The 14,145-nt window shown below is 67.5% G+C and carries 10 protein-coding genes; 5 read left to right on the forward strand and 5 right to left on the reverse strand.

The genetic code is table 11. The features are described from left to right. Window positions 1-110: 110 nt before the first annotated feature. The 5 genes from VFE28_08840 to boxC form a co-directional block, all read right to left on the reverse strand. Window positions 111-1,430, reverse strand: a complete 1,320-nt coding sequence (locus VFE28_08840) for an ABC transporter permease (GenBank protein HZM16093.1) — start codon at window positions 1,428-1,430, stop codon at window positions 111-113. Next, a complete protein-coding gene (locus tag VFE28_08845; protein ID HZM16094.1) occupies window positions 1,427-2,371 on the reverse strand; it encodes an ATP-binding cassette domain-containing protein in 945 nt (314 codons plus the stop codon). Before VFE28_08845 ends, VFE28_08840 begins: the two co-directional genes overlap by 4 nt. A 74-nt stretch (window positions 2,372-2,445) precedes the next feature. After that, on the reverse strand, window positions 2,446-2,664 hold the full coding sequence (locus VFE28_08850) for a hypothetical protein (protein ID HZM16095.1): 219 nt from the start codon (window positions 2,662-2,664) through the stop codon (window positions 2,446-2,448). Between the two features lie 164 nt (window positions 2,665-2,828). Continuing rightward, window positions 2,829-4,235 carry a benzoyl-CoA 2,3-epoxidase subunit BoxB gene (gene boxB, locus VFE28_08855; protein HZM16096.1) on the reverse strand — a complete coding sequence of 469 codons (1,407 nt, stop codon included), beginning with the start codon at window positions 4,233-4,235 and terminating at the stop codon, window positions 2,829-2,831. After that, complete coding sequence (gene boxC, locus VFE28_08860) at window positions 4,232-5,860, reverse strand: 2,3-epoxybenzoyl-CoA dihydrolase (protein ID HZM16097.1); 1,629 nt, start codon at window positions 5,858-5,860, stop codon at window positions 4,232-4,234. Before boxC ends, boxB begins: the two co-directional genes overlap by 4 nt. A 127-nt stretch (window positions 5,861-5,987) precedes the next feature. On the opposite strand from boxC, the gene VFE28_08865 reads away from it, so the two are divergent. The 5 genes from VFE28_08865 to VFE28_08885 all read left to right on the forward strand — a co-directional run bounded on the left by VFE28_08865 (window position 5,988) and on the right by VFE28_08885 (window position 14,140). Continuing rightward, window positions 5,988-6,932 carry a shikimate kinase gene (locus tag VFE28_08865; protein ID HZM16098.1) on the forward strand — a complete coding sequence of 315 codons (945 nt, stop codon included), beginning with the start codon at window positions 5,988-5,990 and terminating at the stop codon, window positions 6,930-6,932. A gap of 91 nt (window positions 6,933-7,023) precedes the next feature. After that, entirely contained in the window at window positions 7,024-8,178 is a 1,155-nt protein-coding gene (locus VFE28_08870; GenBank protein HZM16099.1) for an AI-2E family transporter, read from the forward strand. Next, window positions 8,175-10,010: a glutamine--tRNA ligase/YqeY domain fusion protein gene (locus VFE28_08875; GenBank protein HZM16100.1), complete on the forward strand. Its 1,836-nt coding sequence runs from the start codon at window positions 8,175-8,177 to the stop codon at window positions 10,008-10,010. Before VFE28_08870 ends, VFE28_08875 begins: the two co-directional genes overlap by 4 nt. Window positions 10,011-10,167: 157 nt before the next feature. Then, entirely contained in the window at window positions 10,168-10,641 is a 474-nt protein-coding gene (locus VFE28_08880; protein ID HZM16101.1) for a hypothetical protein, read from the forward strand. 391 nt (window positions 10,642-11,032) lie between these two features. After that, window positions 11,033-14,140 (forward strand): FlgD immunoglobulin-like domain containing protein, encoded by a 3,108-nt coding sequence (locus VFE28_08885; GenBank protein HZM16102.1) that lies wholly within the window; start codon window positions 11,033-11,035, stop codon window positions 14,138-14,140. Window positions 14,141-14,145 lie beyond the last annotated feature (5 nt).

Below are 14,145 nucleotides of genomic sequence, written 5' to 3' on the forward strand. Positions count from 1 at the left end.
CTGGGACAGTTGGTGCAGCTCCGCCGCGCCCTCGAGGCGAAAGCGAGCCCGTCAGGCTAGCGTCCGTCCGGCACGTCCAGCCCGCGCCGGTCCCGTAGCACGACGCGACCCTAGCCCGCCCGCATCCAGCGCCAGAGCTCCCGCGGATTCGCCGGCTTGCCGTAGAGCAGGATGCCAACGCGGAAAACGCGGGCCGCGAGATAGGTGGCTCCCCAGCAAGAGAAGACCATGAGGACGAGGCTGGCGGCGATCTCCACCGGGCCCGGGGGCACGGCGCTCGCCAGCCGGTTCATCATCAGGAAGGGGGTGAAGAAGGGGACGTAGGTGAGGACGCGGACCCACCACAGGTCCGGGTGCTGGCCGACGAAGAACATGAGGAACATGGGAATCATGAGGCAGATCCACACCGGCAGCATCAGATTCTGCGCTTCCTTGAGCTCCGTCACCGCCGAGCCGATGGCGGCGATGAAGGTGCTGTAGAAGGAGATCGTCACCATCAGGTACACCAGGAACCAGGCGAACATCTCGTTCCGCACCAGGTGCTCCCAGCCCTGGCGGTGCACCATGTAGGCGCCGGCAACGGTCCAGAGGGCCATGAGGGTGAGCGTCGCCGCCACGAGGCCGACGATCTTGCCCGCCATGAGCTCCCAGGGGCTGATGGAGCTGAGCAGCACTTCCACCAGACGGTTGGATTTTTCCTCGATGGTGGAGGTGAGCAGCGACTGCGCCTGCGCCGAGATGCCGATGAGGAGCGCGTAGACGAAGATCATGGGGATGAACGACGCCGCCTCCCTGGAGGTAGCGTCGCCGGTGCTACGACCCGAGACATCCACGTCGCGCTCGTCCAAGACCGGCGCCTGGATCGCCGCCAGGGTCGACTCGCTGACGCCGTGCCACACGGTGCGGTCGAGGCGCACCAGCTCGCGCAAGTCGTTCGCCAGCGCCTTCTTCAAGTCCACGTTGGCGACGTTGCGCGTGTACCATTGCATCTTGCCGTCGCCGGCGACCAGATCGCCGCGCAGCACAGCGAAGCCTTCGAGCTCGCCATCCCGAGTGCGTCGGGAGAGCGAATCCAGCAGCGCCGGCGCCTCCGCGGCGCCGGGGCGCAGCACCGCCTCCAAACGCCAGCGTGCGGCACCCTCCCAGCTCTTCTCCAGCCGCCGGCCGAGATCGCTCCCGGGCGGCGTGCCCTCGAAACGGCCGGCTTCGGGCCGCTCGAGGCCGGGGAGCGCGGGCGGCGGCGCCGGTGTGCTCAGATCCACGATCGCAAAGGGCTTGCCCGCCTTGCGTGCCGCCTTCTCCATCACGTGGTTCAACCCGACGGCGAAGGCAATGAGGACGGGCGTCAGCAGCACGCCGAGAATGAAGCTGCGCGTGCGCACGTGGGAGAGATACTCCCGGCGCGCCACTAGAAGGATGTTGCGGCTCATCCGCCCACCCTTTCCCGGCTCGTGCCGACCAGCCCCTCGACATCGCCGCCGCCGTCACGCACGGTGCGCACGAAGATCTCGTGCAGCGTCGGCTGGCGCAGCTCGAAGCGCAGCACCTGCAGGCGCTCCGCCATCCGGCGCAGTAGCGCCGAGGGCTCGGCCCCCGGCCGCAAGCTGATCTCGCTGTATTGGCCGTAGTCGTTGACGCGGAGCACGTCCGCATCGCGTTGCAGGAAGCCGCCCTCGCCGCGGTATTCCACCAGCGCCACCTGGTCGCGGCCGGTGCGCACCTCGTCGAGGCTGCCGTCCAGCACCTTGCGCCCCGCCAGGATCATGAAGATGCGGTCGCAGAGCTTCTCGGCCTCGTCCATCTGGTGGGTGGAGAACACCACCGTGCGGCCCCGGCGCTTGAGATCGAGGATCACGTCACGGACGAACTCGAGGTTGACCGGATCGAGACCGGAGAAGGGCTCGTCGAGCACCACCAACTCAGGATCGTGCAGCATCGTGGCGATGAAGCCCACCTTCTGCTGCATGCCCTTGGAGAGGTCGCGGACGAAGCGCCGGCCCCAGGCCTCGAGGCCGAAGCGCTGCAGCCAGTCCTGGGCGCGCCGCCGCCCTTCGCGCTCCGGCAGCCCCTTCAAGGCGGCGAAGAAGACGAGCATCTCCAGCACCCGCATCTTGCGGTAGAGCCCGCGTTCTTCCGGGAGGTAGCCAATGCGTTTCTTGAGGGGTTCGCTCATGCGCTCGCCGAGCACGTGGATGGTGCCCGAGTCGGGAGCGAAGATGTTCATCACCATGCGCAGCGTGGTGGTCTTGCCAGCGCCGTTGGGGCCGAGAAACCCCTGCACGCACCCCGCGGGGACGGTGAGCGTCAGGTCATCGACGGCGGTGAAAGTCCCGAAGCGCTTGCTCACCTGCCGAATGTCGATGGCAGGCATACCGCCTCCGGGAATGACGCGTCAGCACAGCCGCGCCGCGCGGAACTGCCTGTCTGTCTAGGTGGACTCAGATTTCAGTATTCTTCTTCGTCGTGGTGCTTCTTGCGTTCGCTGGTTTCTTCAGCTTCTTCGTAATCGTCGTACTCGTCGTATTCCTCGTCGTCGAAGTCGGCATCGTCATCGTCCTCATCCTCGTCGTCATCGAAGTCATCGTCTTCCCACTCGTCTTCGGTGGCGAGTCGTGGACGCTCTGCATTCCATCCGGACTCCTGATCGCGGAGTTCGGGGCTCATGTCGATCCTCCTCCCATAGAGCACGAATCCCAGCAGGCCATGCCGGCTGCGGATCGGTATGTTGCAGATTCGCCCCCGGGGACGCAAGGGTCCGCTAGCCCCCCCTGGGGGTGGCCCGTTGGGGTCCGGTGCCCGGCCTGGGGCCGGCTCAGAAGACCGCTCGGTCAGAGCCGGACGTACTCGAAGTCGAAGGGCTTGCCGTGGATCCCCTTGGGCGGGGGAGCCACCCACTGGGAGATCTTGCCGCGCTCGTGCACGGGGCGCATGAGGCTGGCCACGTACTCGAGGTCGGCGGCCGAGGGCAGCCAGGTCTCGCGCCGGGCCTCCCATTCCGCCGCCGTGAGGGGGTCGCCCTCGGGGCTGTAGTGATGGCCGGCATAGAGGCCCACGTGGCGGTGGAAGCGCCGGCTGGGGAGGCGGAAGCGGTAGTCCAAGCCCGCCTTCTCGAGGCTCACATTCCAGCGATCCACGCCGCGCTGGCAGTCGTCGATGTAGCGGTCACGGAGGATCTCGTTCATCGCGTTCCGGAGCGGCACGTCCTGTTCGCGCAAGCGTTCGCCGTCGGGCACCGACATGCGGTAGGTCCCGTCCAGGGCCCGGTGGTCCTCCTCCAGCTCCTCCTGGTAGCGGCCCTTGAGACCGCTGGCGAAGTAATCGGCGGCGTTGGTGGAAATCTCGCCACCGAAGAGGTCCGCTGACAGGGAATACCAGAGGTGGATGTATTTCTGGATCGTCTCCAGATCGATCCCCCCCTGGGCGCGGACGTCCCCGTTCGGGTCCTGGCGCAGCAGCTCCGCCGAGCGTTGCACCACGCGGCGGACGCCGGTCTCGCCGACGAACATGTGGTGCGCTTCCTCGGTGAGCATGAAGCGCGTCGTCCGCGCCAGCGGCTCGAAGCCGCTCTCCGCCAGCGCCAGCAGCTGGTACTTGCCGTCCCGGTCGGTGAACATGGTGAACATGTAGAAGGAGAGCCAATCACGGATGGGCGCATTGAAGGCGCCGAGGATGCGCGGCTTGTCGGGGTTGCCGCTGCGGCGTTCCAGGAGCGCGTCGGCCTCCTCGCGGCCGTCGCGGCCGAAGTAGCGCTGCAGCAGGTACACCATCGCCCACAGGTGCCGGCCTTCCTCGACATTGACTTGGAAGAGATTGCGCAGGTCGTAGAGGCTGGGCGCCGTGCTCCCGAGCTGGCGCTGCTGCTCGACGCTGGCGGGCTCGGTGTCGCCCTGGGTGACGATGAGACGGCGCAGGTAGCCGCGGAGCTCCCCCGGCACCTCCTGCCACGCCGGTTGCCCGGCGAAATCGCCGAAGCCGATGCGACGCTCGCCCTCCTGTTCGGCCAGGAAGATCCCCCAGCGGTAGTCCGGCATCTTGACGTGATCGAAGTGTGCCCAGCCCTTGGCGTCCACGGCGATGGCGGTGCGCAGGTAGACCTCCTGCCCCTGGAAGCCCTCGGGGCCCATCTCCAGCCACCAGCGCTGGAAGTCCGGCAGCCACTTCTCCAGCGCCCGCTGCAGCTTCGGATCTTCCGACAGGTTGACGTTGTTCGGGATCTTGGCGTGCGAGTCCATCATCCGATTCTTCCCCAATCGAAGCTCGGCCGCTCGGGCCGACCGTACAGCTTGAGCGCCCCGCGCTCGCCCACGGCGTTCGGACGCTGGAAGACCCAGTTCTGCCAGGCCGTGAGACGGCCGAAGACCTTGCTCGCCATGTTCTCCGCCCCCGGGTAGCGGAGCGACGCCTCCATCCCGGTGAGCGCGTCGGGAGAAAGGCTCGCCCGTTCCTCGGTCGCCACCCGCACCTCGTCGTCCCAGTCCAGTTCGTCGGCCACGACGGTGACGATACCGGCGGCCTCGGCCGCGGCGGCGTCGTAGGGTCCGCCGGCGAGGATCGCTTCCACCCGCTCCGGCGCGTGCAGCCAGCGTGCCGCGAGGCGGCTCAAGCCATGGGTCATGGGATAGGCGCCGGCGTTGAGCGGGCTGGTCGCGAAGCGCACCGCCGCATCGTCGAGGGCGTAGGTGCGGTCCGCCGCCAGTGCCAGCTCGAGGAGCGACCCGGCGAAGCACGAGCCCGGCTGGGCGAGAGCGAAGAAGCTCCGCGCCGTGAGATCGAGGCGGCGGAGAGTGCGCGCGGCGAGCAGGAGGATTTCCCGCGCGAACCAATCGTCGCGCCAAGCGAAGAGAGCGCGATCCCAGGCGAGGACGGCTTCGTAATCGCCCGCGGTTTCGAGGAGCACGAGGCCGCAGGTCTCCTCGTCGAAGCGCAGGTGGCAAAGCGCATCGTCCAGCTCGCGGCAGAGGGCGAGCAACCAGGCAGAGGCGCCGCGTTGACGCAGCGCCGCGGCGCTCGCCGGCGGGGCCTCCTTGGGACCCTGGACGACGAGGCGCGCCTGGCGGCGCGGCCGGTCGAAGTGCACTTCGAGATGGCGGTAGCGCCAGACATCGGCGGTGCGGTCGACCTCGAGCGGCGGCAGCACGATGCCCGGGCCCGTGGGTCGGGGGGTGAGCCCGGCCAGTGCGTGGGCGCGCTCGGCGACGGCGGCGTCGAAGCGGCTCCGTGGCACCACGGCATCTACGAGGCGCCAGTCGACGGCGCGCTGGCCGCGGATGCCTTCGCTCAAGGTGGAGAAGATGTCGGCCCGATCACGCCGTACCTGGCGCTTGTCGACGACGCGGGTGAGGCCGCCGGTCCCGGGGAGAACGCCGAGGAGCGGCACCTCCGGGAGGCTCACCGCGGAGTTCCCATCATCCACGAGAAGGATTTCGTCGCAGGCGAGGGCCAGCTCGTAGCCGCCGCCGGCCGTGGTGCCGTTGCAGGCGGCGATGTACTTCTGGCCGCTGTGGGCGCTCGCGTCCTCGAGGGCGAGGCGCGTCTCGTTGGTGAACTTGCAGAAGTTCACCTTGAAGGCGTGCGACGCGCCGGCGAGCATGTGGATGTTGGCGCCGGCGCTGAAGACGCGGTCCTTGCCGCTGGTGATCACCACCGCACCCACTTCGGGATGCTCGAAACGCAGGCGCTGCACCGCATCGGCCAGCTCGATGTCCACGCCGAGATCGTAGGAGTTGAGTTTGAGGACATAACCTGGACGGAACGGCTCGTTCTCCTGCACGTCGAGAACGAGACGGGCGACGGGGCCGTCCACCTGCAGCCGCCAGTGCTTGTAACGGTCCGGATGGGTTTCGAAACCGAGCGTTGGCATCGTTTCTCCAGGCACCCCGAGGCTCGCGAGGTCGGCGAGGACCTTAGGAGCGGCGGGAACGAAGCTGCATCATACTGCAAACATGCCTCGGTTGCATGGGCGTCGATGCTGCAATATAATGCAACGCATGAGCTCGCATGCGACCCCGCCGCCGACAGACCAGGATCTTCTCGGCAGCCTTGGCCGGAAGGTACGGCAGGCGCGCGAGGCCCGCGGCGAGAGCCGCCGGCAGCTCGCCGCGCGGGCCCAGCTCTCGGAGCGCTATCTCGCCGCTCTCGAGGCCGGCAAGGGCAACATCTCCATCCTGCGCCTGCGCAACCTCCTCCTGGCCCTCGGCCTGCAATGGGCAGAGGTCCTGAACGGCGACGGCGTGGCAGCACCGGGAGCGCCGGAGCAGCGCCGCGACGCACTGCGGCGCGCCGTTCTCGCGCGCCTCGAAGAGCGCTCGGCGGAGGAGATGCGGGAAGTGCAGGCGTGGCTGGCCTCGCGCTTCCCCGGCGCACGACCCGTGGTGGCGCTTCTCGGCCTGCGCGGTGCGGGTAAGAGCAGCGTCGGCCGGCGTCTGGCGCGGCGGCTGCGGGTCGGTTTCTTCGAGCTCGACGACCTGGTGGAGGAGGCGGCAGGTCTGCGACTCGAACAGGTCTTCGATCTCCTCGGCCCGGCTCGCTATCGGGAGTTGGAGTTCGAGGCGCTGCGGCGCTTTCTCCGCCGCCGGGAAGGTGGTGTCCTCGCCACCGGGGGCGGCATCGTGACCGCGCCTTCGACCTTCGCGCTCCTTCGCCAGCGCTGCCTCACCGTCTGGCTGCGCGCGACACCGGAGGAGCATTGGGAGCGCGTGGTGCGACAGGGGGACCGTCGACCCATGCAAGGGAAGCCGGCTGCCATGCAGGAACTGCGGGCTCTGCTGGCGGCAAGAGAGCCCCTCTATGCCCAGGCGCAGATCACCTGCGACACCCGCGGTGTGGGAATCGAGGCGGCGACGCGGCGTCTGGCCGGCACGCTGGGTCCCGTACCGCGAGGGTGGGCCCGTAGGCAAAGACCCGTGTCACGGCAGCTCGCGCGGTCGAAATAGGCCTCCTTATAATGATCTAGAAGCATCGACTTCAGGCTTTACTCGAAGTGCGCCTCCGGGCCACCCCGAGCGTGCCTCCGGGGATCCAGCATTGGAACCCCGTCCGCGGCGCTGTTACTGTCGGGGGATGGAGAAGGACCGCTTCCAGAAGGCATTCGTCGTCCTCCTGGTTCTGGGGATCTCGACCGCCATCGTCCTGATGCTGCGGCCGTTTCTCCTCACGATCCTCATGGCCGCCATCATGGCCGGGGTGGTGCAGCCGCTCCACCGCTTCCTCCTACGGCTCTTCCGCGCCCGCACCGGCCTGGCCTCGATGGCGACGCTGCTGGTCTTCCTCTCCGTGGTTCTGCTGCCGTTGCTGAGCGTCCTGGGGCTCGTTGCGACCCAGGCTTACGAGGTGAGCCAGAAAGCGGTGGATTGGGTGCAAGGAGTGCGAGCCGGGACGGTGAGCCTGGATTTCCTGCGCAAGCTGCCTTTTGCGGCGCAGGTCGAAGCCAACTCCCAGGAGCTGGCGGCGCGTAGCAGCCAGGTCCTGGCAGGAGCGAGCCGCATCGTCGTCTCCAAGCTCTCGAGCCTCACGGTCGGGACGGTGCAGTTCGTTTTCCAACTTGTGGTTTTCCTCTATTCCCTCTTCTTCTTTCTCAAGGACGGCGCCGGTGTCCTGAAGCGGATCCTCTATTACCTCCCCTTGAGCGACCGCGACGAGCAGGTCATGCTGGGCAAGTTCGTTTCCGTCGGCAAGGCGATGTTGAAGGGCACCTTCGTCATCGCCCTCCTGCAGGGGACGCTCATCGGTCTCACCCTGGCGCTCCTCGGCATCCAGGGGGCGCTTTTCTGGGGGACGCTGGCTGTGGTGGGCGCCATGATCCCCGGTGTCGGAACGGCCTTCGTCTGGATCCCTGCCGCCATCTACTTGTTCGCCACCCATCACACCGGTCGCGGTCTGGTGCTCGTCGTCATCGGCGCCGGAGTCGTCGGGACGCTGGACAACTTTCTCCGCCCGCGTCTCGTCGGGCGGGACACGCAGATGCACGATCTCCTCATCTTCTTCGGCACACTCGGCGGCCTCTTCCTCTTCGGCTTGGCCGGGCTTCTGGTAGGCCCGATCCTGATGGCGCTCTTCGTCACCATCTGGGATATCTACGGCGAGGTGTTCCGGGACTCCCTGCCGCTGCACCGTGGCTCGAAGGCAGAGATGCCGCCTCTCGTTCCGGAGCCACCACCCCCCGAGGAGGGCCGCGCATGACCCGCCCCGAGACCAAGCCGTCCGGGACGAGGCCCGCCGGAAGCGAGCCGGCGGAGACGAAGTCGTCCGGGACGAAGCGCTCCGGAACCGAACCGGCGGAGACGAAGTCGGAGACCAAGCACGCGCCTGGCCTCGCCCCCGACGCCGAAGCGCCGGACTTCATCCGCGCCATCGTCCGCGCCGATGTGGCCGCCGGCAAGCACGGGGGGAGCGTCGTCACGCGTTTCCCGCCGGAGCCGAACGGCTACTTGCACATCGGCCACGCCAAGTCCATTTGCCTCAACTTCGGCCTCGCCGATGAGTTCGGCGGCCGCTGCCATCTGCGCTTCGACGACACCAACCCGCTCAAGGAGGACCCCGAGTATGTCGACGCCATCCAGCGCGACGTGCACTGGCTCGGCTTCGACTGGGGTAAGCACCTGTACCACGCTTCGGACTACTACGAGACGATGTACCGCTATGCCGTGCAGTTGGTGCAGGAAGAGAAAGCCTACGTGGACAGCTCCAGCGAGGAGGAGATCCGCCGCGACCGCGGCACCGTCACCGAGTCGGGGCGGGAGAGCCGAGACCGTGAACGTCCTATGGCGGAGAGTCTGGAGCTCCTGGAGGGCATGCGGCGCGGTGATTTCCCCGACGGCGCCTACGTGCTCCGCGCCAAGATCGACATGGCGTCTCCCAATATGAAGATGCGGGACCCTCTCATCTATCGTATCCGGCGCGCGGCGCACCATCGCACCGGGAGCGCCTGGAACATCTATCCCATGTACGATTTCGCCCACTGCCTCTCGGATTCCGTCGAGGGCGTGACCCACTCGCTTTGCACCCTGGAGTTCGAGAACAACCGCGAGCTCTACGACTGGTTCCTGGAGGCGGTGCGGGTGCCGCATCGGCCGCAGCAGATCGAGTTCGCCCGTCTCAACCTGAGCCATACGGTGATGAGCAAGCGCTTCCTCCTCGGCCTGGTGCAAAAGGGCGTGGTGCGCGGCTGGGACGATCCGCGCCTGCCGACGCTCGCGGGTCTGCGGCGGCGTGGTTACCTCCCCGAGTCCATCCGGGCCTTCTGCGAGCGCGTCGGCATCGCCAAGCGCAACAACTTGGTGGACCTGACGCTCCTGGAATACCACCTGCGGGAGGACCTCAACCGCCTCGCCCAGCGCGTCATGGCAGTGCTCCGGCCGCTCCGTGTCGTGCTGGAGAACTACCCGGAGGACCGCTTCGAGGCGGTCGACGCCGACAACAACCCGGGAGTTCCGGAGGCGGGAACACGCCAGCTACGCTTCGGGCGCGTGCTCTACATCGAACGCGACGATTTCCGCCTGGAGCCGCCGCCCAAGTTCTACCGGCTGGCCCCGGGGCGGGAGGTGCGCCTCAAGCACGCTTACTTCATCCGCTGCGAGCGCGCCGTCCAGGACCCGCAGAGCGGCGAGATCGTCGAGTTGCGCTGCACCTACGATCCGGCCACCAAGAGCGGTGCGGCCACCGACCGGCGCGTGCAGGGCACGGTGCATTGGGTGGAGGCGGCGAGCGCCCTGGACGCGGAGGTGCGGCTCTACGAGACGCTCTTCACCGTCCCCGACCCGATGGCGGCGAGCGGCGAAGAGGGCCTGGAAGGATTGCTCAACCCGGAGTCCCTCGTCACGCAGAGGGGCTGCAAGGTCGAGGCGTCGTTGGCGGCCGCCGCGCCGGGGAAGAGCTTCCAGTTCCTGCGCCAGGGCTACTTCGTCGTCGATCCCGACTCGCGGCCCGGGCAGCTCGTGTTCAACCGCACCGTGGGTTTGAAGGACTCGTGGGCCAAGATCGAGAAGAAGCAACAAGTTCGAGAGGGAGGTTGAGAAGTCGGGCGAGAGTCGCGGGCCGATCGGCGTGACGCCTTGCAATCGCGCTCGCCGGTCCGCGCGGCGCAAAAGGCGCGCTGGTGCCCCAGGGCGTTTCGGCGTGTCCCTTGCAGACCGAGCGACTCGAGCCAGGACCAGGGAGTGAAGGGAGGCCATGATCGTGTGGAAGAAAACCCATGGGATGCAGGCGGCCATCGTGATCGCCGTCCTGCTCGCCGGCGCTAGCGCGTCCTGGGCCCAAGGCTTCGGACCGCGCTTCGGTTTGACCTCGGATCCGGACCAGGTGCACATGGGCTTGCACCTGCCGACGCTGCGTATGACGCCGCATTTGGGGTTCATGGCGAGCTTCGAAGCGGGGGTCGGGGACGACACCACCCTCTTCTCCGGGAACTTCGACTTCAAGTACGTCTTCTCCGCCCATGCGGGCACCTGGCACCCCTATATGGGCGGTGGTCCAGCCCTGCACCTGGCCGACCACGACCAGTTCGACGATCAGATGGAAGTGGGCCTCGGGATCATCGGCGGCATGCAGACGGTGACCAAGGGCGGCGGCTTCTTCGCCGAAATGCGGATCGGCGTCGTCGACAGCCCGGATCTCAAGTTCACCGTGGGCTGGATGTTCCGCTAGGTCTCGCAGGTTTCCTCCTCACGCCCGCGACGCCGCTCGAGTGCAGGTGTCGCGGGCGTCTTCGCTTTCGCTCCATGCATCTTGCACACCCCTGCCCGACGCGCTGACAGGGTCGCGGCGGGAAGCGCCGCGCCGCCGGCGCCGTCACCTGGAACGTCGCGGCTCCACCGCACTGTCCGCCGCCTCGAGCGCCACGCCTCTGGAAAGCGGCGCGGCAAACCCCGCAGGGTGTCGGAATTTAACGCCGTGGTTTTTACCGCCTGGCACGAGTCCTGATATCCGGCGCCTGTGTCGAACACCACCACGCAGGAGCAGTCGCATCTCGCGTTCACTCGCCGTATCCGATGCGACCGTTATCGCTGCGCGTGAAGGCCCAGAGAGGGTGGGAGCAGTGCAACGAAGTCTCATCAAGTTCCTGATCGTGACGAGTGCAGTCCTGTCGCTGCCGTTGCACCCGGCGCTCGGCTTCGCGCAGGGCTTCTCGCGCTTGCAGGTATTGCTGCCGGGTGAGAGTGCGGCCCCAGGGACCGCGACAGGGAAGTTCGGGACGCCGGCGTCGCAAGTGGTCGGCATCCCCTTCGACGTGCGCGTCAGCGCCTGCGACGACTCCTGGAACACGGTGGCCTCGATCACCGACGTCGTGCGGCTCACGAGTACCGATGCCACCGCGAGCCTGCCGGCGGCGACGGCGCTGCAGGCGGGAACGCGAACGCTCGCGGTCACCATCAATGCCGCCGGCTCCTTCACGATCTCGGCCACCGACCAGACGGACAACACCATTCCGGTGGCGACCTCGTCCCCGTTCTCCGCCATGCTGGTGCATGGCTTCGAGTTCACCCGCATCAACCAGAAGAACCAGTACGCCGGCGTGGACATGCCCATTTCCTTCCATGCCGTCGACCCCTCCGGGAGTCCCGTCCCGGGCTTCTCGAGCACGGTGAACCTGCAGGAGCTCACCAGCTTCGGCATCGGCCGCATCGAGCCCAGCCAGATCACAATGACGAACGGTACCTGGTCGGGGAACGTGCGGCTCTACCGCGCCGACGAGACCGCGATCAACCGCGGCAACGTCAACATCTACGCTTATCTGTCCAATGAGCCGGCGGTCAACGGCACGAGCGACCCGTTCACGGTGCATCCGGGAACCTTCTCCCGCGTGCAGATCGTCGTGCCCGGCCAGGACCCCTGGCCCGGCAGCGTGAGCGGCCTCTCTGGCGACCCGGCGACCCAGGGGGCGGCGCAGAACTTCGTAGTCGAGGTGTACGCCACCGATCAGTACTGGAATCCTTTGTACAGCGCCGACACGGTGCGTATTGCCTCCAGCGACCCCGCCGCCAGCACGCCGGTGACGGGCGCGCTCACCAACGGCTTCCGCCAGTTCACCTTGTCCCTCGGCACCGTGGGCACGCAGACCCTCACGGTCACGGACCAGACGAACGGTTCGATCCAGGGGATGACGAGCGCCGGCATCCAGGTGATCCCGAGCGCGGCGCATCATTTCGTGATCGACCCGGTGACCGGTCCGGTCACCGCCGGCACCTCGGTGCCGGTGCAGATTCGCGCCACCGACGCCACGGGGAACACCATCCCGACCTATAACGGTGACGCCATCCTGACCGCGAACACCGGCCCGCAGAGCATCACGCCGACGGCCATTGTCTTCGCTAGCGGCCTCTGGAACGGCAGCATCACCTTCCGCGGAGCCGGCGGTGCCGTGTCCTTCACCTGCTCGGACTTCGGTGCGCCGCCCAAGACGGGCACGAGCAACAGCTTCGAGGTCCTGCCCGGGCCGTTCACCGGTTTGCAAGTGGTGCCCGCCGGGCAGACGGCGCAGGGCGGAACGCCGACCGGCGTCTCCGGTGTGCCTTCCACCCAGCAAGCCGGCGCCACCTTCACGGTGCAGATTCGCGCCGTCGACCAGTTCTGGAACCGCGTTCCCGGCATCGGCGACCGCATCAGCCTGACCTCCACCGACCTCTTCGCCGCCATGCCGGCGGAGACCACGCTCGCCAATGGCGAGCTCCTGCTCCCGGTGCGCCTGTTCCGCGCTGGCCTGCAGACGATCACGGCCGATGACGTGTCGCAGGGCAGTATCACGGCACACACGTCGAGTCCGATCCCGGTCGAGGGCGGTCCGTACTCCCGCGTCGTCATCACCGTGGACGGGCAGTCGCTCGCCCCCGGGACGCCGAACGGCCAGTACCCGAATCCGGGTCCGGAGCAGTCCATCAACTTCACCTTCAGGGCGACGGTGCACGCCACCGACAGCTGGTTCAACCCGGTGTCCGGGGCGAGCGATCGGGTGCGCATCACCTCGACCGATCCCCTGGCCCGTGTCGTCGTGGACAATGTCGAGCACTACTTGCCCTATGACTACCAGCTCACCGACGACTGCGACGGCAACGGCACGCCAGAGAGCTGCGTCGACCTGTTCCTGCGCATGTCGAGCGGCGGTTTCCAGAAGCTCATCGTTTCCAGCGTCGATCAGCCGTCCATGCCGAGCAACTTCACCGAGTTCCCGGTGGACGAGACCGGCGTGCATCTGGAGGCCTTCGTCGGCGCCAATACCAGTCCCGACACCTACCAGGCCGGCGAGCAGTTCGTGCTCACGGTCAAGATCGTGAACGACGCGGGCTCGGTCATCGTGGATCTCAGCAGCAACGTGGACGTGAGCGTGCGGCACGCCTCGAGCGGCGACGCCGGGCGCGGCGTCCTGGCCCGCACCGGCTTCCAGGTCACGCAGGGAATCGAGCTGGTGCCGGAGACCTATACCTTCGCCGAGCCCATCGTGCTCGAGGTGCGGGACGAGGCGGGCAACATCGCCCGCACCGAGGCGGTGACCATCCTGCCCGGCCCGCCGACGCAGCTCTTGCTGTCGAGCGCGCCGACCTGGGTGCAGGGGAACAAGCACGCCGCTGTGAACGCCGATCTGCTCGACTTCTACGGCAACGGCGTCCCCGGCCGCCCGGTGACCTTCGAGCTCGTGAGCGGGCCCGGGGAGATCGCGCCCATCGACAGCCTCGAACTGGCGGGAACGAACCCGGTGGATGCGGTCACCGACGCCGCCGGCAGGGCGCAGGCGGACTTTCACAGCGGGCGCCAGCCGGCGGTGACGAAGCTGCGGGCGCGGAGCGCCGGCTTCATCACGGATTATGACATCCAGACCGCCTTCGTGGATCCGGACGCCCCGGGCGGCCACATCACCAGCTACCCGAATCCGTTCCATCCGAAGGAGGCGCCGACCACGATCGCCTACAAGCTGGATGACAACGCCAACGTCAAGCTCGAGGTCTACACCTTGGCCGGCGGCCTGGTGCTGCGCAAGGAGTTCCCCCTGGGTTCTCCGGGCGGCCAGGCGGGCCTGAACGAGTTCGTCTGGGATGGGAAGAACGGCAAGGGCGAGTTCGTCGCCAGCGGTGGTTACCTGCTCATCATCAACGCCGAAGGCGTCGGTGAGACCTTGCACAAGATGCACCGCAAGATCGCGGTCGTGCACTGAACGGA

Source organism: Candidatus Krumholzibacteriia bacterium (assembly GCA_035649275.1).
Taxonomy (GTDB): domain Bacteria; phylum Krumholzibacteriota; class Krumholzibacteriia.